The sequence below is a fragment of the Psychrobacter sp. CX16 genome (assembly GCF_057396245.1).
Map to the genome: position 1 here is coordinate 37,888 of NZ_JBXYJF010000019.1, position 21,990 is coordinate 59,877.

Genomic DNA, 21,990 nt, shown 5'->3' on the forward strand with positions numbered 1-21,990 from the left:
TTATTGAAACATTTGTTAATAAGTCGACACACTTTTATAACATATGTTTCAAAGAGTGCAAACTCTCTACAAGGACGTTAGATTAATTAAAACCGATTGAGAATTATCTGGCCGCCGTTACTTGTGAGTCTACGCTCAATTTTATGCAGGATGATAAATAAGCCATTTGGTGTATTTAAGCTCTGCTATACTTCATATTATACAAGGATGTATCATGAACAAAACTCTATCTTTTGCCTGCGCTGTTGCCGTTCCCGTCATTTTTAGCACCTCTGCTTTCGCAGAATTTGACTACAAAAAATATATTGATACTGATGGTAGCTTCAAGCGCTTCTCAGTATCGGCAGGTTGGTTACATGCCAATCCTACTGGAGATGCTACGCCTATCGAGAATACCACCGCTATTCAAAATGGTACAAGCCATCAGAATGGTAGTGTGCGTTCAGGTACCGTAAAAAGAGTAATTAATCCTGATCAAGGCTTTGCTACTGAAGCTGAAAACCAAGCACGTGTTGATAAGATTACTGAGCTGTTGGGCGTTCCAGGCCCTGATAGTACTGATTTATCAAACACTACTTTAGGTAACTTATCAGGCTCAACCGCTATTAATGGTCTTCAAAACTTTGCTACCGCAGGGACTGGCCTAGAGTCTGACGATGTTGATACAGTTGGTCTGTTATTTAACTACTTTATCAATGACAACTGGTCTTTCGAAGTTAAAGGTGGTATCCCGCCAAAAGTTGATATCTTAGGTAAGGGCACCGTTATTGCGCCTTTCTCTGGTACAGTTTCTCCTTCAGGTGCTGCAGAACAACTTATCGGTAACTTTGAAATTAAAGACGATATCGTTATTACCGATATGACTCAAGGCAGTGCAGCCTCTACTGCACGCGCTTGGTTACCTGCCGCTGAAGTTCACTACCAATTTGGTAAGTCTGGCGTTAATAAATTCCGTCCTTATGTAGGTGCGGGTGTGATGTTTGCTTACTTCAATGATCTAGAGCTAAATTCTGGTATTCGTCGTGACTTAGCAGATGCAGGTCACATGATTCAAAATATTAAAGATGGTCAAGCTGGTCAGTCTCTACAGTATGACGGTGTTGACGGTAGAACTACTCCATCTAACAGCGGTATGCATATCGATGTAGAAGCAGACAGCGCTTGGGCTCCTATTGTTACCGTTGGTGCAACTTATGACTTCAATGAAGATTGGTTTGCGGTCGGTTCATTAACCTATGCTAAGCTTGACAGTGATACCACCATCACCGTTAAAAACGACGCAGGCGAGCGCTTAATTAAAGCCAAATCGAATATTGATATTGACCCATACATTACTTACCTAGGTGTGGGTTATCGTTTCTAGTCGACGCTTAACGATTAAGGTTTAACGACTATTAATAGACCATACTTTTGAATAAAAAACGCACCTCTATCTAAGGGGTGCGTTTTTTATTGCTTAGTACAAGCCGCTTAATATATAGTTAATAGAGCGTACTTTTGTAAACCAACTATGATGAGTAACTCAGCCATGCACCACTCTACCAACTCTGATACTTTTAATGACCAATCATTACCTCTCCATATTGCGACGTTACGTGAAGTACGCGCGGGCAAAGCGATGCCTTTTACTCGTGAGCAGTTGAGTGCTATCAACAAAGTACCGATTAAAGAACCGGTTATAGTGAATTATATGGGAATTGTTACCGATGAACAGGCGGACAGACGTCATCACGGCGGCCATTTAAAGGCCGTACATCAGATGCCGACGGCGACTTATGGCAAGCTTAATGTAGAGTTTGCACTAAAACTGACACCTGGTTTGCTTGGAGAGAATTTAATCACTGAGCCTGTATCTGGTATGCCGGATTTGACAGAGCAGACGGTATGTATCGGTGATGTGTTCCAGTATGGCGAGGGCGAGGATTGTGTGCAGCTGCGTATCGTACAGCCTAGACGTCCCTGTTATAAAATCAACGATCAAATTGGACCGACCACAAGTGACAGAAATATTGCATCATGGATAACCCGTCAAGGTATCTCAGGATGGTACTTCCAAGTAGTAAAAGATGGGCTGATCGATAATGGAGTGCCTGTTTACTTGATTGAGCGTCCTTATCCTTTTGCTAACTTGCAAACCCTATGGCAACTGGCCAATCAAAAGTTGCCTATCGATGCCGATGTTATCGAACCTTGGCTTACTATTGACTGTTTAGAGGACAGTTGGAAAAAGGTATTGGCCAAAAAAGTACGTTAACATCATTCATCTAACCCATAAAAAAAAGAGAGCCGATGGCTCTCTTTTTTACTATAAGTAGGGTACTCACTTTAAGCTTTTAATGTGGCTTAAATCATTGTTGCTTAAGTCATTACATATAACAATTATTTTACTCTAACACGGCGGCTCTCTTGAAGCTCGACTTCACCAGGTTGAGTGGCTACCAATTCTCCACGCTTATCTTTAATCTTCTGTTGTAGCGTAATAGGCGCAGGTTTAGTACGAACATTAGCAGGCGTTACCTCACCACGATTGACTTCACCCTTTAAAAGAGGCGTAGTACTAATAGGTGCGGTAGAACGTAATTTATTGTAGTTCCCGCGTCGAGTAGTATCTTTAGTGGTGTTTTGGTTAATTTCAACACGGCCAGGCTGCGTTGCACGTAATTCACCACGGGCATCTTCAACCTTCTGAGTTAAAGTATTGCGCGCTGCGCGAGCACGTTCACGCGCTGGGGTAACCGGTGCTAAGTCAGCGTTGTCACCGCGCAATGCATTTTCAGCATCACTAGCTTGTGTTCTTACACGGTCAACTTCTCTTTGCAGCTTTTCGGTACCTTTAACGCCTTTTGTAGTGTTTACCTCTATTGCACCAGGCTGAGTCGCTAATAATTCGCCACGCTTGTCTTTAACCTTAGAGGTTAATGTGTTTTCAGCAGCATGGTGCGCTGAGTCTGCAGGGGTGATGTTACCGCGATTGGCTTTCTGATGAACAGGAGACGCTGCTGATGCCGTGCCTGATACTGCTAATAAACCGGCTACTAACGTCGATAAAACTAAAGTGTTGTTTTTCATAACATCCTCCAAAAATATCTGTAATTAATAAAGTATATGAATAAAATTTTAATAGCTTTTTAAACTAGCGCTATAAATCAAAACTCTACAAGTTAAATTAAGTTGTTAAACTAAGTTATCGATAAATCGTTTAGAATTCTGAGCGCTTTTATTTATTGATGGGTCTAGTATAGAAACCTGTTTTGCTATTTTCACGCATGATTTGTATAGCTTTCCTTATCAGATGTAGTGTAATGGTGGATTTGTTTATTTAACTGTTAAATATGCGGCTTTATTAATGATGAGTGTAACCAACACTTACGTTCATTCAACAGGATTATCTGTTTTGACTCATGCTTTTCATCCGATCGATGTGGCTTTAAGCAACCGTTTTTACTAACATCAATACTAAACACCCGTCCTATAATTCACGTATAATTTGAAAACACTTTTATTATTTTATTGATATTTTTATCTACGTATTTACGTGGTTACTTATCCAAACGAGAGCGTTTGTGAGACTAATATGACGAATTATCCAAATAATCCAGATATAGACAAGACGCCTGATTCTGTTGACAAGGATGTGTCAGCAACAGGTTCAAGCTCTATCGAACATCCCTACCCTACCTCTCCTGCCAAATCTAAGCCGAACTGGCTTTGGTCATTGATATGGGTATTAGTGGCCTTAACGGTTGGTCTATTTATAGGTAAATTGTGGGCTGAACGCAATGACACTGAGTCGGGCGTTGAGACCGAAAAATCAGTTGAGCCGCAAATTGCGACAGTAACGGGTATCACTGAGGTCGAAAAGCCGGTCAATCAAAAACCGGTATTAACCGTCGAAACGGTAAAACCGACCCAATCGACCCTTAATAACGACTTAAGCGCTGATGGCACTATTAGCCCAGAGAATACCTATAGTGTCAGCGGTAAGGTCAATAACGTGGCCATTGAACGAGTCTTAGTGCGTGAAGGCGATCGAGTCAAAAAAGGTCAAGTATTGGCTGTGTTTGATACCGATGCAATGCAGCAGCAGCGTGCACAGGCACAGGCGGAGCTTGCGGAAGCGCAGAGCAACTACGAGTTAGCCCGACGCGATGCCAACCGTATATTGCCGCTGTTAGAGATTGATGCCATTAGTGAACAAGAAGCCGATCGTTATAAAGCAACTGCCGATCAAGCAGCCGCCTCTGTGGTGGCGTCAAAAGCACGCTTGAATAATCAAAACCTCAATTTACAAAATGCGCAAGTGATTGCACCCGTTAGCGGTACGATTAGCGAAAAAACTGCCAACGTGGGCAGCGTGCCAGGACCGGAACCATTATTTACTATTGTTGAAAATGGTAAGCTTGAATGGCAAGCGCAGGTCGATCCTAATAAAGTGGGTCAGATTAATATTGGTACGCCAGTATCTGTGAGCCTACCGAATAACCAAAGCGTCTCAGGACGTGTTACTCGTATTTCTCCGACCGCCGAAGAAGGCAGTCGCCAAGTGACGATTTATGCCTCATTAGACAACAACCCGAATGCACGTGCCGGCATGTATCAGCGTGGTACCTTTAAACTGGGTACGGATAATAAGGTAACCATTCCGGTCAGTGCTGTGGTAGTTGAAGATGGTTATGATTACGTGATGCAGGTGAAAGCGGTCAAAGATGAAAACCGAAAAACTATTTATCGTATTAACCGCGTTAAGGTTAGTCTTGGAGAGCGTCAGGGCGACCGTGTTGTCTTGCTTGAGCCGCTCTCAGGTGACGGTAATATCGTCCGACAAGGAGGCAGCTTCTTAAGCGATGGCGATATTGTTCGCATCGCTGATACTTCAAATGAGGCAGATGGCAGCAAACCAAGCAGCTAAACGCCAGTAGGGTGTTCACTACCCTAACTGACGCTTGTCCCATTGAATGACTTTATCATCATTGAGTGGTATTTGTTTTATTACGACACTTACTGCTATGACTGCCCTACTTAAAACTCAGTGTTTTAGGAAGGGTCTGTACCTTAGTAAGCTTGCCTTTTTTAACCGCCTTTTGACTCGTTACGCAGGATGCACTTTATGAGCCTTAACGTCTCAGCTTATTCCATCAAAAATCCTTTGGTTGCCATACTGCTCTTTATACTGCTGACTCTCGGTGGTATTTATGGCTTTATGCAAATGAAGGTTCAGCAGTTTCCAGATATTGATTTACCGGGTGTGGTTGTGACCGTTGCCTACCCTGGCGCTGCGCCCAGTCAACTCGAAAACGATATCGCCAAAAAAATCGAAAATCGAATCTCGAGTATCGAGGGGGTCAAGCACATTCGTAGTACCCTGCAAACTGGGGTCGCGACTGTCTCGACAGAATTCGTGCTCGAAAAAGACATCCAAGAAGCCGTAGACGATGTGCGTTCTGCGGTGAATGAGGTGCAAGGCGACTTGCCTGCCGCAGCTGAAGATCCAATTATCACCAAAATCACCACCGCTGGCCTGCCCGCTGTTACCTATACGGTGACCGCTAATGGCGTAAGTATGGAGGATTTGTCTTGGTTTGTTGATGACACCATTAACAAGCGATTATCCGATATTAATGGTGTGGGTAGTATTGGCCGGGTTGGTGGTCTGGACCGTGAAATTCGTGTCGCTGTCGATCCGATTAGTCTTAATGCCTTAAAACTGCCCATCACGCAACTGTCTGATCAAGTAGCGGGCCTTCAGCGTGATACCTCAGGTGGTGAAGCAAAAATTGGTGATAGCAAACAAAACATCCGTGTTTTAGGCGCAGTTGAGAATGCCCGTCAGCTTAATGATGTGCAAGTGGCGCTCCCGACCGGTGATGCCATTCGCTTAGGCGAAATTGCCACCATTACCGATGACACGGCCGACTTAAGCTCTATTGCTAAACTAGATGGTCAAACCGTGGTCGCCTTTAATGTGGTGCGCTCACGTGGCGCCAGTGAAGTCGATGTGGTTGAGCGTGTCGATGCTGCGTTAGCAGAACTGCAAGCGGATATGCCTGGTTATACCATTACCAAGGTATTTGACCGAGCCACGCCCGTCGATGAAGATTATCATGCCTCATTAAAGATGCTTATCGAGGGCGGTATCTTGGCCGTGGTAGTGGTGTTTTTATTCTTACGTAATATCCGTGCCACTATCGTTGCCGCTGTTGCCCTACCCTTATCGGTTATCCCGACCTTTTTGGGGATGTACCTGTTCGACTTTAGCTTAAACATTATTAGCTTATTGGCCTTATCCTTGGTGGTCGGGGTCTTGGTCGATGACGCGATTGTTGAGGTTGAGAATATCATGCGCCACTTACGCATGGGCAAGACGCCTTATGAAGCGGCTATGGAAGCCGCTGATGAAATTGGTCTGGCGGTAGTGGCGACCACCTTCACCTTGATTGCGGTGTTCCTACCAACCGCATTTATGAGCGGTATTGTTGGTCAGTTTTTCCGCCAGTTTGGTTGGACTGCTGCGATTGCGATTTTTGCCTCGCTATTGGTTGCGCGTCTTATCACACCCATGATGGCCGCCTACATTCTGCGTCCAGAAAAAGACTATGTAGAGAAGACCTCTCGAACCATGCATTTGTATTTAAAATCAGTGGCTTGGACCATTCGCCACCGCTGGTTAACCCTAATTGTCACCCTATCATTATTCGCAGCGTCTTGTTTCTTAGTGGTCTTTTTACCTAAAACCTTTATTCCCGAAAATGATATTGACCAATCGCGTATTGGTATTGAGCTTACCCCAGATGCAAGCTTAGCGGATACCACTCGTATCGCTAAGATGGCTGAAGAGCGTGTGTCTCAAATCGACGGTGTGAAAAGTGTCTTAAGTGTCATCGGTGACCCACAAGCTGCCAGTATCGATTCTAATTCAAGCTCAGCGAATGTCGAAAACGAAGCGAGTATAGATATCGTACTAGAGCCGCGTGGTAATAGACCAAGCAAGCTTGAGATTGAGCGAGAGATTACTGATGTATTAGAACAAGTACCGAGTGCGCGTTTTGATGTGGGTTTGTCCAGTGGCGGTGAGAGTGGTTATAGCTTTGCGTTAACCGGCACCAATTCACAGCTTCTAGAACAGACGGCGCAGCAAGTCATGAATGAAATCCGCTCATTACCGCAAGCGGGCAGTGTGACCAGTGATCGAAGCCTGCCACGTCAAGAACTGTCAATTCTACCGGATCGCATTGCGATGGCGGACCAAGGTGCTACCACTCAGGGTGTTGCCGATACGCTGCGTGTGGCGACTTTAGGCGATTATGAGCAGCGTCTGTCAAAATTAAATCTAGAGACACGTCAGGTACCTGTTGTGGTCAGATTACCTGAAGAGGCGAAAAGCAACGTCAGTCAGTTAAGCGACTTGTATGTACCGACCAATGGCAACTCTGCAGCACGCGTTAGTGATGTGGCAGATTTATCATTTGGTACAGGGCCATCTGAGATTCGCCGATTTGACCGTGAGCGTGCGATTACGATTACCGTACAGGCTGCCGATGGCGAGCTGGGTGATTTGGTCGATGCAGTAAAACAAGTTCCATCGTTACAAGAAGGTCAGGTACCACCTGGCATTACCATCATTGACCAAGGTCAGGCTGAGAGCATGGCCGAATTATTCAGCGGCTTTGTCATCGCCATTACCGTCGGTATTATCTGTATCTTTGGGGTATTGATTCTACTATTCGGTAAAGTGCTACAGCCATTTACCATTCTTATGGCATTGCCATTATCGATTGGCGGTGCGTTTGTGGGACTGGTTATCACTGGCAGTAGCTTGTCAATGCCGTCGATGATTGGCTTTATTATGCTGATGGGTATCGCCACCAAAAACTCTATTCTATTGGTGGATTATGCCATCCTAGCAGAGCGTGATCATGGATTAAACCGTCTTGATGCCCTACTCGATGCCTGTCATAAACGGGCTCAGCCTATTATCATGACCACGGTCGCCATGGGTGCTGGCATGTTACCTCTTGTCTTCGGTTGGGGTTCAGCAGATCCGACTTTCCGTCGTCCGATGGCTGCAGCCGTATTGGGCGGTTTGGTAACCTCAACTTTCCTAAGCCTCATTATTATCCCGATGGTCTATACCTTTATGGATGATATCTCACGATGGTTTGCGAAATGGTTACGTCCGAATGGACCGGCGAATACCACAGATTAGGGTCTGTAAATTGGCCTCACTGCTTGATAATTATGTCATGCGATAAGCGTGTTATAAGATAAACGTGTTATAAGATAAAGGTACCATCTGGTAAATATGTTATGACATCAAAAAAAACACGCTGTGGTGATTAACTTTAATATTTTGGCTTAGGTCTTGTGACTCTATCATGCAATTTGACATATAACCGCAACTTTTATAACAAGGCACTTTTATGATGCACCTCTCTAAATCGGTTTATCTTTATCCTTTGACGTGTCTCTTATTGATGGGAGGCGCAGTCAGCACGGTGCAGGCCGCAACTTACGACATTGACCCTACTCATGCCAATGTTCGCTTTGCCATTGATCACTTCGGCACATCGACCAATACCGGTGGTTTTTATAACTTAACGGGCGAAATAGAATATGACCCCAAGCAGCAGCTTGGTAAAGTGTCTATTGTCATTCCTTTAGACAGTATTAATACTGGCAATAGTGAGTTTGATGAACACCTTAAAGGCAGTGACTTTTTTGATGTGGCACGTTTTCCAACAGCGACGTTTGAGTCTACCCAGTGGCATTTCGGAGAGCAGCCGTCTTTTTTTAGCAAGATATTTGCCTCAAATACCAGTCAGAACACTCTTGCCGTTACCCGTGTCGATGGTAATTTGACGTTGCATGGTGAAACCCATCCAGTCAGCCTTGAAGCCACCAAGTTCAACTGTTATCTCAGTCCTGTTCTTAAAAAATCAGTGTGTGGCGGTGATTTTACGACCGTCATCGACCGTACCCAATGGGGGATTAGTAAATACGTGTTATTGGGCATGACAAAGGATGTGGTACTCAATATTCAAATTGAGGCAGCCAAAAGGTAATAGATAGGTTAGTGCTGATTAGTGCCAAAGCACGAGACCCAGCAATCTGATTTGCTGGGTTTCGCAAGCGGGGCGCCACCCTACTTATCCGATATCTCATACCTTGTTCAATCGAATTGGTTTTATCTCAAGTTAAAGTTATTGAGGAGGCGGTGCATAGCCACTATCTGCAGGATAAGCTTGCGGCTGCTGATAGGGCTGAGGACGTGGTTTAGAAGGATCGTAAAGCTCGTACACGACCGTGCCAATAATGCCGGTGTTTTGTATGGAGCCCGACGGCGTATTGGCGGCATAAGCACTTTCAGGTTTACTAAAAATAAAAGACGCTACCGCACTTTGACTTTTACGAAAGCCTTCAATGACTAAATCATCGTGTGGGTACAACACATAACCACTGTTGTAACGACTGGCCGTGCTACCATCTAACACATCAATACCATCAACACTCGCCACTATTTCATAAATATGGTCACTATTATTATGATACGTTAGACGATAGGCGTGACCCGCTTTACCTTGTAAATAATAATTGCCAGCATCACGATAAATAGGCAGTCGTCCTCTGTCGCTCTCTACTGAGAAGTCAACCTTTCCTGCGACTAATGACATACTATTTAAAGCCCTACCTGAGTAATGTTTATCGGCATAACTGACCTGAATACTTTCAATTGGTTCGCTACCCACACGTCGCAAATCAACTTCAGTCACCTCTGAGTCAACCTCATCGCCCCACTGAGTACCTAGACGCTCTGACTCGGCAGCGACCTGTGCTGGCGCAGGCTCAATCAATATTACGGGCGTAGGGGCAACCTCAGTTTCAGAAGTCGAACGAGTCGCATCTTGCATATTTTCTTGTGACGAACATCCTGATACTAAGCTCAGTATAAAGACAATGCTCGAAACGGTTACCCATTGAGACTGCTGAAGCTTCATAATCATTTCTCTTATCGTTTATTAAAGGTTGTATTTTGAGTATAACTTAACAACATTCATAATAAAACCTTAATTAACCCGTCGCTTACTGAAGGTTAAGAACTATTTATGACTAAAATTGAAAACTAACCTATCAAGGAAGGCACGTCCAAAATCAATCAATCAAACGCGACAATATAGTAGGTTTAATGAGTCTGACCGAGCCCGAGTCTGAAAAGGATAGGTTGTTTTATTGAAACGGGATACTATTTGAATCTATAAATAGTCGTATGATATAACAACCATTAATTGACAACACACGACAGAATAAATGAGACCTAACCATGACCACACTTAGCGATATCACCATTGCCCAAAATGCCACGCTACGACCGATTACCGAGATTGCTGAAAAAATAGGCCTGTCCGTCGATAAGATTGAGCCTTACGGACATTACAAGGCTAAGATTAATCCTAGCGATGTGTTCGCCATACCTGCCAAATCAGAGAACGGTAAGCTTATATTGGTTACAGCAATTAACCCGACCCCAGCGGGTGAAGGCAAAACCACAGTGACGATTGGCTTAGCAGATGCCCTGAACCGAGTGTTTGCACAGAAAAACAACGGGCAAACAGCCATCATAGCGCTACGTGAACCTTCACTCGGTCCCGTATTCGGCATTAAAGGCGGGGCTGCCGGTGGTGGTTATTCACAAGTTCTGCCCATGGAAGATATCAACTTGCATTTCACAGGCGATTTACACGCTATTGGGGTTGCTAATAATCTGCTGGCTGCTATGGTAGATAACCATATTTACCAAGGTAATACGCTAAATATAGACCCAAAACAGGTGGTCTGGCGACGAGCAGTGGATATGAATGACCGTCAGTTACGCACTATTATTAGCGGTATCGGCAAGACCTCAGATGGGGTAATGCGCGAAGACGGTTTTGATATTACGGTTGCCTCAGAGGTGATGGCTATCTTTTGTCTGGCCACCGATTTAGCTGACTTAAAGCGTCGCCTAGGTGAGATACTCGTCGCTTATACCAAAGACAAACAACCTATCTATGCCAAAGATCTTAACGCTCACGGCGCTATGGCTGCCCTATTAAAAGATGCAATTAAACCCAACTTAGTGCAAACCATTGAAGGTACGCCTGCCATCTTGCATGGTGGTCCTTTTGCCAATATTGCTCATGGCTGTAACTCGGTTATTGCCACCCGTACTGCTATGCATTTGGCTGACTATACGCTGACCGAAGCAGGCTTTGGCGCTGACCTTGGAGCTGAAAAGTTTTGTGATATTAAGTGTCGCCTATCGGGATTAACCCCTGATGCAGCCGTCATAGTCGCTACCATCCGCGCGTTAAAATATAATGGCGGAGCCGCTAAAGACACCCTTACAACTGAGAACTTACCTGCCCTTGAGCAAGGTCTGCCTAACTTGACCAAGCATATTGAAAACTTAAAAGAAATATTTGGTTTGCCTGTAGTAGTGGCTATTAACCAGTTCGATAGTGATACTGACGCTGAGATTGATATGGTACGTAAAGCCTGCAAGCGTCTAAAAGTAGAGGTGGCACTGACTCAGGTTTGGGCAAAAGGCGGTGCAGGCGGTGAGACGTTAGCCAATACCTTAATTGAGTTAATTGAAGACCATGATGCTGAGCCAAGTCAGTTTAAGTTTGCTTACGATACAGACAAACCTATTACTGATAAGATACGTCAAGTAGCGCAGCGGGTATATGGCGCTAATGATATTGACTTGAGCAGTACCGCCCTCGCTAAGATTCGCCGTCTCGAGGCTTTAGGCTTAGATAAATTGCCTATTTGTATTGCCAAGACTCAGTATTCTTTAAGTGATAATGCCAAACTGCTGGGGCGTCCTACTGGCTTTAGTATTCATGTCCGAGATGTCACTGTATCAAATGGTGCAGGCTTTATTGTGGTGATATGTGGACCGATTATGAAAATGCCGGGATTACCTAAGCGCCCTTCGGCAGAAAATATCGATGTGGATGATAAGGGTAATATAACGGGGCTGTTTTAAGACTTGCTACCTCATACTATTCTTATAGTCAAAGAAGTCTAAAATGGTTACAAGGCAACCGAGTGTAAGTACTACTGCAGTAGGCTTAATGAAGTTAACGCCATGACTCTTTATAAGTTCGCCGACTGTAGCTTACATAGTGAATGTGTAACCCTCAGATTAGGGGCTATATCCTAGCCCTTAATAGAGTGGTTTTAGCAATCTATTAGCTTTTAATTCCCTCGATAATCAGTAACGCTCTCGATCACCATTAATTACCCAGATAACCCTTAATTCCCCCGATAGCTGAGCGCCTCACTAAGATGAGGCGTTTGAATATCGACACTGTCTGCTAAATCAGCAATCGTACGGGCCACCCGTAGCAAACGATGATAACCTCGTGCTGATAAATTCAGCTTAGTCTGTGCCATAGCCAATAAGTTCTTCTCACTCTCACCCAGTACAATATGCTTATCCATTTCACTAGGTGTCAGCTCACTATTGGGTTTAGTTTGTCTTTTTCGCTGCCGCTCATACGCTGCTGTGACTCGCTCTCTTACCACAACCGAACACTCTCCAGGTTCGGTATTCTGCAAGTCGCTTATGGGCAATGCAGGAACACTAACCTTTAAATCAATACGGTCAAGAAGCGGGCCTGATATTTTATCTTGATAACGCTGAATCTGCTCTGGTCGACAATGACTGACAACTACAATTTTAATTGATAATATGAAGGAGATAGTATGTAAAGTTAAACAAAAATAGATGATAATTTGATGACAACCATTAAGTCTACAACATTAAATGATAATTCCCCCGCAAGAATTATCCCTCGAAATCATAGAACTCTGACAGGCTTTATTCATGGTAGTAATGATGGATTGTACTCAGGGTTCGAATCAAGCTTAGAACGTGACGCTCTTGTACTGATCGAATTCAATTCATCTATAGTAAAATACATCTCTCAACCAAGAAGTTTCAATTATTTCTATGACAAAAAAGACAGGATATATACTCCTGATATCTTTATTGAGTATGACAATGGAAGGAAGCTTTATATTGAGGTTAAGTATCGAGAAGATATCAAAAAAGATTGGAATATTCTAAAACCTAAATTTAAAGCAGCTATCAAAGAATTAGCCACTGAAGAGAATACACGGTTTAAGATTTGGTCAGAAAAAGAGATTAGAACACCGCTTTTAAAGAATGCTACATTCCTACTCCCTTATAGACACAGAAGTTTCGAGAACTATCAACTTGAAATGATCAAGAAGGTCGTTTCAAGATTTAGTGAAACAACTCCCGAAGACGTTATCAGGATTTGTTCTAGTAACTTAGAGACTCGTGCTGAATTCTTAAATACTTTATGGTATGCCTTGTCTAATCAGATAATAAAGGCTGATTTAACTCGTCCTTTAACAATGAAATCACCTATATGGATGTAGTCAAATGAAAGCAGTCAAGTTAAATATAGGCGAAGAAGTGTTCAACGGTAACTCTCGCTATAGAATAACAGCTATTTTAGATATGGAACACGTCTGTGTTCGTAGTAGCTTTACTGGTAAAACTGATAAATTTCATATTTCTGAACTGTCTTCAACCCCTATTGATGAAGATAGCTTAGATATAATACCATCTATCGAATTGATGAATATTCCAGACGATGAATGGATTGAAATACATAATAAAGCTGGACTTTTTAATAATATCCTTCAATCAGATTATGAGGATAGACGTGATGAGATTAAAAAGGCTGCTGAAAAACTAGAGATATCTGAACCCACTTTGTATAGGCAATTGCAGAAGTACAAAGCAAGCAATGGTGATCCTACAAGCTTATTAAGAAAAAAACGGGTGGATAAAGGACGGTTCGAACCTGAAGTTGAGAAGATCATACAGTCATGTATAACCCAATATCTATCAACAGATAAATTAAAGGTTTCAGACATTTATAGAAATCTAGAAATTCAAGTTTATCAGTATAATAAACTGAACGGTACCTCATTAGTTACTCCACATATTAATACTTTAAGATATAGAATATCTCAGCTTACAGCTGCTGAAATAGGCTCTACGAGACTTGGCAAGAACGGTAGAGAGTCATATCGACCAATCATAGGAAAATTTCCAGAAGTCATAAAACCGTTGGAGATTGTACAAATCGACCATACCCCTCTTGATGTCATGATTGTAGACGATGTTAATCGTCTTGCTATAGGTAGGCCGACAATTACACTAGCGATTGATGTTTTTAGCAGGATGGTAACCGGATTTTATATTTCGTTAGAGAAGCCAAACACCTTACTGACAGGCTGTTGTATTACTCATTCTGTCTTAGATAAGAAGAAGTGGCTAGCTGATCACAAAATAGATGCTCAATGGCCTGTGTATGGTCTCATAGACACTATTCATACTGACAATGGCAAAGAGTTTCATGCTAAAGCATTAAAAAGAGCCTGTGAGAAATACCATATCAATCTATCTAAAAGACCAGTAGGAACGCCAAGATATGGAGGTCACATTGAAAGACTCTTTAAAACCTTTAACGATGCAGGTATACATACTCTACCAGGAACCACAAAGTCAAACATTATAGACAAAGGTGAATATGATTCTGAGAAAAAAGCAGTACTAACCTTATTTGAGTTAGAGACTTGGTTCACTGAGCTTGTAGTAAATGTTTATCATCATACCGTTCACTCTGAGCTTGGAATGACACCCTTCGAGAAGTACAAAGAAGGTATATTAGGTAACGATACTACCTTAGGAAGAGGTCTACCTCCGAAAATAGAGAACGAGTTGCAGCTTAAAATTGACTTCTTGCCTTATGAAGAAAGAAGTGTACAGAAGTATGGAATACAACTTTTTGGCATACTTTACTACCATGACCTTTTAAGAAAATGGATACGACAACCTGACAAAACACGTAAAAACTCAAAAAAATTCATCGTTAAGTATGACCCAAGAGATCTAAGTTCAGTGTTTTTCTATGATCCTGATATGAATGGTTATATCACTGTACCCTACAGAAATTCTAGTAGGCCAGCTATATCTTTGTGGGAGTTAAGAGAAATCAAAAGAAAGATGGCAGACACTGATTCATTAAAGCAAATTAATGAAGATGATATTTTTGAAGCTAGAATCAAAATGGCAAAAATAGTTGAAAACGCAGCAAAGGAGACTAAGAAAACAAGGCGACTAAAGCAGAAGGAGTCTATCAGAGCCAGAGAATCTATTCCGAAAATGGCTGAGGTGAATAAAAATGTTGGAGATACAAGCCTTGTTGAAGCCGATGACATGGACTTCGACATCAAACCTTTTGAAGACGTAGAGGAATAAGAAATGGAACACCTATCTGATAAAGCTCGCAGCTTAATAGATGCACCAAATAATCAAAAAATTCTCTACATTAATACAGACAGGTGGATTGGTTATCCGAGAGCTAAAGAAATACTTGAATCCCTAGAAGACCTAATGTGTTATCCAAAAACTGATAGAATGCCTAATTTGTTAATTATTGGTGATTCTAATAATGGAAAAACTAAAATACTAAAGCACTTTTTGAGGCGTTATCCAGTGGATATTGACGAAGATACCGCGCTTAATATTCAACCTGTAGTGATGGTTTCAGCACCTTCAAAACCTGATGAAAATAGCTTCTATATTCGTCTACTACAAGAACTTTGTACTCCATATGTGAAAAATGAGAGCGCTAGCGTTAAAAGAGAAAGAGTTATTAGAGTGCTAAAGAAGCGAAAAACAAGAATGCTAATTGTTGATGAAATTCAGCATGTCATCGCAGGCTCATATAACGCTCAAAGAAACTTTCTTAACGCTATAAAAGATCTGAGCAATACGCTTCAAATTCCTATTGTTGGCGCTGGTATCGAAGATGCTTTTCACGCTATACAAGTAGATCCGCAATTAGCCAATCGATTTCAAGTAGCAGTACTACAACGCTGGAAAATAAATACATCTGACGATAAGAAAAACTTTGCTCGACTTATTGCATCTATTGAACGAAGTTTAGTATTACCGGAAGCTTCTTACCTGTATAAAAAGCCATACCTTGATCAGATTCATTATTTAAGTGAAGGTCTAATTGGTGAAGCGTTCCAAGTATTAAGACAGTTGGCTATATTTTCTATCAAAAATGAGCAACCTTGTATTAATCAAGAGACTTTTGAATCTTTGAACTTGTCGCCTCCTTCAGGCAGACGAAAGCTGTTAAATCAATTAAGATGAAAAATAAATATCAGAGCTTAGAGCTATCATATAGATTGCAATTGCTACCAATATGTAAGGATGAATTACTTAGATCGTGGCTTACACGTAATGCGTTATTTCTCAATATGAAACCATCTCAGCTCTCAACCATCATTTTTCAAAATACTGACACTTGGAAATCTGACATTGATACTCAACTTTCTACTGAAAGTATTAAGTCACTTCTAGATACTGTTGAGATCGAAAAAAAAGATTTGGACAAGACCTTAATCTCTTTGAATTGTGACTACTTCTATCCTCACCTGAATGACTCTAAGCAAATAAAGTGGGTTTTAAATATTGGAGTCCATCAAAGAGGCCAGAAAAATGGTTTACAGTATTGTCCAATATGTATATGCAAAGACGAAGTTCCATACTTCAGAACCTATTGGCGATTAGGATTTCTAACAGCATGCCATATCCATAATGTTTGTTTTTTGGACAACTGTCATAGATGTGGTGCTTCAATAGAACTGATTCGGTATGAGAAAAAATCTGACGAGCTATTCAATCAACTTGATTACTTAAGATGCAGTCAATGTTCTTTTGATTTAAGGGATGGGCCATCAATCAGGCCTTGCCACTATGAGCTGAAAGTAAACCAGGAGCATTTTAAACTATTAACTGAAGGTCATGGTAAGGTTGGTAGCGTAAACTTTAATTACTCACATATTTACTATGATGGCTTCAAACGTATTGTGTCATTTCTACTCTGTAGCAAAAACGGAGTTGAGGTATTTAAATACATTGTTAATATGTACAACTTAGACAAGAGATACGTTAATGATAGGATGGCAATGCAAAAACATTCAGAGCCTGAACATCTGCCAGTTAATATGCGAAGAATCAGTATGATTTTTTCATATCATGTAATGAATGACTGGCCTGTAAGCTTTATTAAAATTTGCAAGGATTTTGGAATTACTAAACGATTTATATACTCTTCACATCTCAATTATCCTTTTTGGCTAAAAGAAGTTCTAGATTTAGAGTTAGTCTAATATAAACAAGGTATCTTGAATAAGATAGCGAAGCTGTACTTTTAGTACAGATACAATAATCAGCTATAACTATAGCAGTATTTTTTTCGCTTCTCTAGTAATGATGCTAGCTGCTATTACAATATCTTCGCTCGACGTCATTTTTCCTACGCATAATCTAAAAGCATTCTCTGCCTCTTCTCTAGACACACCGATCCCTTTCATAAGTGACGAGTACTCTCGATTAAGTCCATCACAAGCAGAACCAAGAGAGAAAGCTAAATAAGGTTGTACGTTGTTTAAAAGTTGCAGACTATCCACTCCTTTGATCGCAAGATGTAGATTACCAGGATGTCTATTGAGCAAACTGCCGTGAACAGTTATGGTAAGTTCTTTACGTAATTCATTCAGTAAACAATCTCTCAATTGCTGTAAAGAATTTATCTCCATCTCTTTATTATTATTTAGCTCTTTTACAGCCGCTGCAAAACCTGCGATAAGCGGAACAGGGAGTGTACCGGCACGCAGTCCATTCTGTTGACCGCCACCAGATATCATAGGCATGAAGCCATTCTCGTTTAAGTCAAAGGATGCAACTCAACCCAGATTTTTTTCTAATAAAATTATTAGCTTAAATTACTTAGATAGCCACCAATCTAGTATTGTTAAGAGAGATGTAGGAGAAAATAAGTTATTGGATGAGGAGTTTCAATCTTGGTTAACGCAGTGGAAGTATCGAAACACTAAGAACACACTAAGCATTAGAATATTATTTGCTAGGTTGATAAAAATGCAAGTTGATAACGACGGGTCATTACATAGAGCATCTATTTCAAAAACGATAAGTCAAGAAAATGTTAAAAACATGCAATTAGATCATATGGAACCTAGAAATATCAATAAAGACCTTCCTGAAAGGTATTTTTCTCACACAGATAGAGAGCACTATATAGATGGATTGGGTAACATGATGCCTTTACCGGGGTATGACAATAGAAAAAAGTCTAATAGACCGATTATCGATAGTTTTGAGATTTACGAAGATGCAGGTCTTAAGGATCATTTTATTTTAACTCAAACCAAACAGTGTTTCGAAAAACACTCTAATAATAACGTCCCAACAGATAGGTTTTTTATAGAAAGAAAAAAGATTTGTACAAGTTGGTTCATGGAATTATTATCTTAAGTAGGTTGACAGTTTAGCATAGGCGAAAGAAACTCTTCTTTTATGTCTAGATGTTATTCTCTAACGAATCCATTTGCTCGTCACATACTTGTAAACCAATTTGAATAGCAGCATCAAGATTAGCGTCTTTTTTTATATTATAAGGTACGTTTGGACGCATACCACTTTGTTTGAGAGATTCAGATGCTGACTTATTAAGAGGGGTGCCAATATAGGATTCATCAGTAAACCCTTTTGGCATAAAATATACCTCACGACCAAATCGCGGATGAAAAGTACATGAGATTTCACCGTAAGCTATAGTGAAAGGATAAGGCGTGGCGTGTTCAAACAACCATAGTGCTTCGTCAACGTTGGCAAAACCTGCACCATAATGTTCATCATACCCTTGTTCTACAGGCGTACAAGCAGACATGTAAAACAAGAGTAAAGTAAGTACAAGTTTAAACACAGTGCTTTTAACCACCAGAACAGATAGATTCAAAATTGGATTAACTAGTTTTAGTTTTACTGTCTTAAACAAATTTTGTTATAGAACGCTTTAGGGCAGAAAGTAGTGACTAATATATCCTACTCGCCTACTTCTAACCCCATAGTTCCTATTCCAGCTACAAGATCCTGCCAACAAACACCTTTTCTCTTCTCTCGAATCTCGCGGAAACTACCATTTGTAGACACCTGCTGACCCATTTTAATACTCTTTCCTACAATAGTTAGTGTTTGGCTGTCTTCATCCCAATCAGTTACGCCAGCAGGTAAAATTGGTGTCGTAACGTCTCCATAATCACTAATAAATACCAAACAATCATTCTTAAAATAAAATTTTCCTGAAACTTCTGATATTAATTGACTAGCATTAGGATCAAAAGGCGCAAGTTTTATTTTTGCGAAATAGTAGTCTTTATCGTATGAATAGGGAGATGTTTCTTCTATAGCTACCTTATCCGTTACTGTATTACTACTTACTGTATTACCAGTACCTATGCTCTTAGAGACACAAGCTGTAGTCAATATAATACAGCTTATTAAAAGCATTATCTTACTAATGTTATTCATGTATTTAATCCTTAATAAACTGGGGTATATCCCTAATCTGAACAAAACCCTTTAACTGATCTATAAGTAACCAAATTCTCACCACGCTTTGAAAGTTTATAGACAATATGTACGTATTCTCTGTAAAACTTACTTTGATTGACAAAAATATAGCTCACTTCTATCATCATCTCTAAAATGGGAACACGACCTAATCAAAAGTTAAAACTCAGTTTTGAGAACAAACCCTAAGTCTCTCACAGCATAATCAATTAATGAAACTGTTATACTTTCACATTGCCCTACATTTGGCCCATTAAAAGATGCGGAATTAGCAATTCCAAACGCTTTGCCAGTAGCGCTATAAACAGGACCACCACTATCTCCTTTAGAACAAGCTAAACTTGAACCGTAACTACCCAGTTTAAAAAAAGTTCCTCTACAACTTAACGCTCGAATATTAGGGTCAGGACTATATTTGGCACTACAGTTTGCATACGATTGTGGAGGGAATGCAGTAGGATCATATACAATATTTAAAACATTGACCTGTTTAACAAAACCACAGGACTTATATGTACTACGACCAAAATGGCATAAATATGTATTATTAGGACTAAGACCTGTGTCTCTTATCCCCGTCACTTTTTTTATGTCACTAGAAAAGAAACTGGCTTCGTCTTCATAAATCCCACCGTAAATTGCGATCGAAGGAGTCGGTATAAATGACATTTCATGCAACGTACTATAATCAGTATATGCATTTCGTGCATTTATATTGAAAGTTCCTATGGCATTACCTTGATAGAAAGTATTATCCTGACAATGAGTGGCAGTTAAAAATCCTGGCACACCATTCATATAGCCTGTAAAACCAGTAGTGCAACTTCCTGGAGCAGATAACCTACCGCCTGCGAGAATTTTATTGTCATACGTGGTTGGTAATGCAGCCTCTACATTTCGATTATCTACATAGTTGATCTCAATATTCATATCACTGGAGATACTTTTCAAATCTATTAAATTGTTAATCTCTCTTATATTTATATCTGGTTCATATATATCTACTATAATTTTATTACTCTCACCATCGTAGCCGATAGATTGAACACCTTTAAAGCTTTCCAAAACCATAGGAGACATATCATTCATATGATCAACTATGCCTTGAGCATTAAAAGGTTCTCCATTGCTTAGAGACATTGGCATTACTTTACCATCTTTAAATCTCAATTCTTTCATATCATATTCTATATCATTACCTGATAATCTTACTCCAACACCAAAATCTTTACCTGGTATGAAATACATACTAGATAAGCTCTCTTCACCAAAGGTTTCTGCTAGCAACTCGTTGATTTCTCCAACTCTATCCATCATGGCTAGTTGGTCTTCAGCTTCCTCTATAGAGACATCAACGTCTTTAGCGTATGATTCTATAGCGAATGTATCAATCGATGGAGGCTGACTGTTTTCTTCTACTACTATATTCTCATCGTTGTCATCATTACATCCAGATAGAAAAAACGCTCCGAATACAATAGGGCTTATCAAAACAATATTTCTGTAAATACCCCATTCTTAACACAACATCATCGTAGAATAATTAAGCCACCTGCCTGTACTCAGCAGGTGTCATATCATTAAGTGAATCATGGGGTCTTTCGGTGTTATAAACCTTGATCCATTCTTCAGTCAGCTTATTGACTTCATTTAAATCATTGAATAAATAACAATCCAAAACCTCATTGCGATAACTACGATTAAACCGTTCAATATAAGCATTCTGATAAGGACATCCAGGCTCAATATAGTCAATATAAATACCATGAGCTGATGCCCAGTCAGTAAACACTTTAGAGGTAAACTCACTGCCATTATCCACACGAATCTGCTTAGGATAGCCATGCCACTCGGCTAACTGGTCAAGGTAGCGAATCACTCGGAGTGAGGGAATACTGGTACCAATATCAATGCCGAGTACTTCGCGGTTATAATCATCAATCACATTAAAGGTGCGAAAGCGAATATTGTTGTATAGGCTGTCGCTCATGAAATCCATTGACCAAGTATGTCCCAATGCATTTGGTACACTTAACGGCTGAGGATTGCGTGTTGGTAGACGTCTTTTAGACTTACCACGTAGGTTTAAGTTTAACGCTGTATAAACACGATGTACGCGCTTATGATTCCATGAATAGCCAAGCTTGCGTATACGCTTAAAACACTTTGGGAAACCCCAACTATTGTGCTTATCTGTTAGCTCATTTAAAACCTCAATAATTTCACTATCATCAGATAGTTTAGGCTTATAGTAGTAAGCAGTTCGACTGATGCAGACGACCTGACAACTCAATGCAATACTGATACCATACTGCGCCTGTAACTCTTGCGCCCAGACTTTGCGCGCGAGGGCAGGCGCTATAGCTTTTTTATGATCTCTTCCTGCATCTGCGCTTTGAGGCTTAAATCAGCAAACATCTGTTTAAGCCTACGGTTTTCTTCTTCAAGCTCTTTTA

The 21,990-nt window shown here is 40.8% G+C and carries 18 protein-coding genes and 1 pseudogene; 11 read left to right on the forward strand and 8 right to left on the reverse strand.

Going from position 1 to position 21,990, the window contains the following annotated elements; genetic code table 11:
* Positions 1–214: 214 nt before the first annotated feature.
* The gene (locus AC2SLM_RS08320) at positions 215–1,363 is read left to right on the forward strand and encodes an OmpW/AlkL family protein (RefSeq protein ID WP_486553170.1); all 1,149 of its coding nucleotides are present in this window, start codon (positions 215–217) and stop codon (positions 1,361–1,363) included.
* Positions 1,364–1,528: 165 nt separating this feature from the next.
* A complete protein-coding gene (locus tag AC2SLM_RS08325) occupies positions 1,529–2,254 on the forward strand; it encodes an MOSC domain-containing protein (RefSeq protein ID WP_486553172.1) in 726 nt (241 codons plus the stop codon).
* A gap of 125 nt (positions 2,255–2,379) precedes the next feature.
* Here AC2SLM_RS08325 and AC2SLM_RS08330 read toward each other — a convergent pair whose 3' ends face one another.
* Positions 2,380–3,069, reverse strand: coding sequence for a hypothetical protein (locus tag AC2SLM_RS08330; RefSeq protein ID WP_486553173.1), 690 nt, complete (start codon positions 3,067–3,069; stop codon positions 2,380–2,382).
* 505 nt (positions 3,070–3,574) lie between these two features.
* On the opposite strand from AC2SLM_RS08330, the gene AC2SLM_RS08335 reads away from it, so the two are divergent.
* From AC2SLM_RS08335 to AC2SLM_RS08345, 3 genes are all read left to right on the forward strand, one after another.
* Positions 3,575–4,909, forward strand: coding sequence for an efflux RND transporter periplasmic adaptor subunit (locus tag AC2SLM_RS08335; RefSeq protein ID WP_486553175.1), 1,335 nt, complete (start codon positions 3,575–3,577; stop codon positions 4,907–4,909).
* A gap of 198 nt (positions 4,910–5,107) precedes the next feature.
* Entirely contained in the window at positions 5,108–8,203 is a 3,096-nt protein-coding gene (locus AC2SLM_RS08340) for an efflux RND transporter permease subunit (RefSeq protein WP_486542635.1), read from the forward strand.
* A gap of 214 nt (positions 8,204–8,417) precedes the next feature.
* Positions 8,418–9,059, forward strand: coding sequence for a YceI family protein (locus tag AC2SLM_RS08345; RefSeq protein WP_486553176.1), 642 nt, complete (start codon positions 8,418–8,420; stop codon positions 9,057–9,059).
* A gap of 138 nt (positions 9,060–9,197) precedes the next feature.
* Here the strand turns inward: AC2SLM_RS08345 and AC2SLM_RS08350 are convergent, their stop codons facing one another.
* The gene (locus AC2SLM_RS08350) at positions 9,198–9,992 is read right to left on the reverse strand and encodes a hypothetical protein (protein WP_486553178.1); all 795 of its coding nucleotides are present in this window, start codon (positions 9,990–9,992) and stop codon (positions 9,198–9,200) included.
* Between the two features lie 323 nt (positions 9,993–10,315).
* Between AC2SLM_RS08350 and AC2SLM_RS08355 the strand changes: the two genes are divergently transcribed.
* Positions 10,316–12,025, forward strand: a complete 1,710-nt coding sequence (locus AC2SLM_RS08355) for a formate--tetrahydrofolate ligase (protein WP_486553180.1) — start codon at positions 10,316–10,318, stop codon at positions 12,023–12,025.
* Between the two features lie 269 nt (positions 12,026–12,294).
* Here the strand turns inward: AC2SLM_RS08355 and AC2SLM_RS08360 are convergent.
* Positions 12,295–12,702, reverse strand: a pseudogene (locus tag AC2SLM_RS08360) (magnesium chelatase subunit ChlI family protein); the annotation flags it as partial.
* Positions 12,703–12,780: 78 nt separating this feature from the next.
* Here AC2SLM_RS08360 and AC2SLM_RS08365 point away from each other — a divergent pair.
* The 4 genes from AC2SLM_RS08365 to AC2SLM_RS08380 are packed head-to-tail and all read left to right on the forward strand — an operon-like array spanning position 12,781 to position 17,271.
* A complete protein-coding gene (locus AC2SLM_RS08365) occupies positions 12,781–13,449 on the forward strand; it encodes a TnsA endonuclease N-terminal domain-containing protein (protein WP_486553181.1) in 669 nt (222 codons plus the stop codon).
* Positions 13,450–13,453: 4 nt separating this feature from the next.
* Positions 13,454–15,343, forward strand: coding sequence for a transposase (locus tag AC2SLM_RS08370; protein ID WP_486553183.1), 1,890 nt, complete (start codon positions 13,454–13,456; stop codon positions 15,341–15,343).
* A gap of 3 nt (positions 15,344–15,346) precedes the next feature.
* Positions 15,347–16,249, forward strand: coding sequence for a TniB family NTP-binding protein (locus AC2SLM_RS08375; RefSeq protein ID WP_486553185.1), 903 nt, complete (start codon positions 15,347–15,349; stop codon positions 16,247–16,249).
* Positions 16,246–17,271 (forward strand): TniQ family protein, encoded by a 1,026-nt coding sequence (locus tag AC2SLM_RS08380; protein ID WP_486553187.1) that lies wholly within the window; start codon positions 16,246–16,248, stop codon positions 17,269–17,271. The genes AC2SLM_RS08375 and AC2SLM_RS08380 overlap by 4 nt, the downstream gene beginning before the upstream one ends.
* Before the next feature lie 69 nt (positions 17,272–17,340).
* Here the strand turns inward: AC2SLM_RS08380 and AC2SLM_RS08385 are convergent, their stop codons facing one another.
* Positions 17,341–17,814, reverse strand: coding sequence for a hypothetical protein (locus tag AC2SLM_RS08385; protein WP_486553188.1), 474 nt, complete (start codon positions 17,812–17,814; stop codon positions 17,341–17,343).
* Between AC2SLM_RS08385 and AC2SLM_RS08390 the strand changes: the two genes are divergently transcribed.
* Positions 17,813–18,436 (forward strand): GmrSD restriction endonuclease domain-containing protein, encoded by a 624-nt coding sequence (locus tag AC2SLM_RS08390; protein ID WP_486553190.1) that lies wholly within the window; start codon positions 17,813–17,815, stop codon positions 18,434–18,436. The genes AC2SLM_RS08385 and AC2SLM_RS08390 overlap by 2 nt on opposite strands.
* 46 nt (positions 18,437–18,482) lie before the next feature.
* Here AC2SLM_RS08390 and AC2SLM_RS08395 read toward each other — a convergent pair whose 3' ends face one another.
* From AC2SLM_RS08395 to AC2SLM_RS08410, 4 genes are all read right to left on the reverse strand, one after another.
* A complete protein-coding gene (locus AC2SLM_RS08395; protein ID WP_486553191.1) occupies positions 18,483–18,851 on the reverse strand; it encodes a hypothetical protein in 369 nt (122 codons plus the stop codon).
* Positions 18,852–19,006: 155 nt separating this feature from the next.
* Positions 19,007–19,492 (reverse strand): hypothetical protein, encoded by a 486-nt coding sequence (locus AC2SLM_RS08400; protein WP_486553192.1) that lies wholly within the window; start codon positions 19,490–19,492, stop codon positions 19,007–19,009.
* Positions 19,493–19,693: 201 nt separating this feature from the next.
* Positions 19,694–21,025 (reverse strand): chymotrypsin family serine protease, encoded by a 1,332-nt coding sequence (locus tag AC2SLM_RS08405; protein WP_486553194.1) that lies wholly within the window; start codon positions 21,023–21,025, stop codon positions 19,694–19,696.
* A gap of 52 nt (positions 21,026–21,077) precedes the next feature.
* The gene (locus tag AC2SLM_RS08410) at positions 21,078–21,896 is read right to left on the reverse strand and encodes an IS3 family transposase (RefSeq protein WP_486553195.1); all 819 of its coding nucleotides are present in this window, start codon (positions 21,894–21,896) and stop codon (positions 21,078–21,080) included.
* Positions 21,897–21,990 lie beyond the last annotated feature (94 nt).

What these genes read in the sequence shown, in the direction of transcription:
- AC2SLM_RS08390 (WP_486553190.1), top strand. Translation starts at nt 17,813, where the DNA reads ATGAAGCCATTCTCGTTTAAGTCAAAGGATGCAACTCAACCCAGATTT.
- AC2SLM_RS08375 (WP_486553185.1), top strand. Translation starts at nt 15,347, where the DNA reads ATGGAACACCTATCTGATAAAGCTCGCAGCTTAATAGATGCACCAAAT.
- AC2SLM_RS08355 (WP_486553180.1), top strand. Translation starts at nt 10,316, where the DNA reads ATGACCACACTTAGCGATATCACCATTGCCCAAAATGCCACGCTACGA.
- AC2SLM_RS08330 (WP_486553173.1), bottom strand. Translation starts at nt 3,069, where the DNA reads ATGAAAAACAACACTTTAGTTTTATCGACGTTAGTAGCCGGTTTATTA.
- AC2SLM_RS08380 (WP_486553187.1), top strand. Translation starts at nt 16,246, where the DNA reads ATGAAAAATAAATATCAGAGCTTAGAGCTATCATATAGATTGCAATTG.
- AC2SLM_RS08370 (WP_486553183.1), top strand. Translation starts at nt 13,454, where the DNA reads ATGAAAGCAGTCAAGTTAAATATAGGCGAAGAAGTGTTCAACGGTAAC.
- AC2SLM_RS08320 (WP_486553170.1), top strand. Translation starts at nt 215, where the DNA reads ATGAACAAAACTCTATCTTTTGCCTGCGCTGTTGCCGTTCCCGTCATT.
- AC2SLM_RS08365 (WP_486553181.1), top strand. Translation starts at nt 12,781, where the DNA reads ATGACAACCATTAAGTCTACAACATTAAATGATAATTCCCCCGCAAGA.
- AC2SLM_RS08345 (WP_486553176.1), top strand. Translation starts at nt 8,418, where the DNA reads ATGATGCACCTCTCTAAATCGGTTTATCTTTATCCTTTGACGTGTCTC.
- AC2SLM_RS08340 (WP_486542635.1), top strand. Translation starts at nt 5,108, where the DNA reads ATGAGCCTTAACGTCTCAGCTTATTCCATCAAAAATCCTTTGGTTGCC.
- AC2SLM_RS08395 (WP_486553191.1), bottom strand. Translation starts at nt 18,851, where the DNA reads ATGTCTGCTTGTACGCCTGTAGAACAAGGGTATGATGAACATTATGGT.
- AC2SLM_RS08400 (WP_486553192.1), bottom strand. Translation starts at nt 19,492, where the DNA reads ATGAATAACATTAGTAAGATAATGCTTTTAATAAGCTGTATTATATTG.
- AC2SLM_RS08325 (WP_486553172.1), top strand. Translation starts at nt 1,529, where the DNA reads ATGCACCACTCTACCAACTCTGATACTTTTAATGACCAATCATTACCT.
- AC2SLM_RS08350 (WP_486553178.1), bottom strand. Translation starts at nt 9,992, where the DNA reads ATGAAGCTTCAGCAGTCTCAATGGGTAACCGTTTCGAGCATTGTCTTT.
- AC2SLM_RS08335 (WP_486553175.1), top strand. Translation starts at nt 3,575, where the DNA reads ATGACGAATTATCCAAATAATCCAGATATAGACAAGACGCCTGATTCT.
- AC2SLM_RS08385 (WP_486553188.1), bottom strand. Translation starts at nt 17,814, where the DNA reads ATGCCTATGATATCTGGTGGCGGTCAACAGAATGGACTGCGTGCCGGT.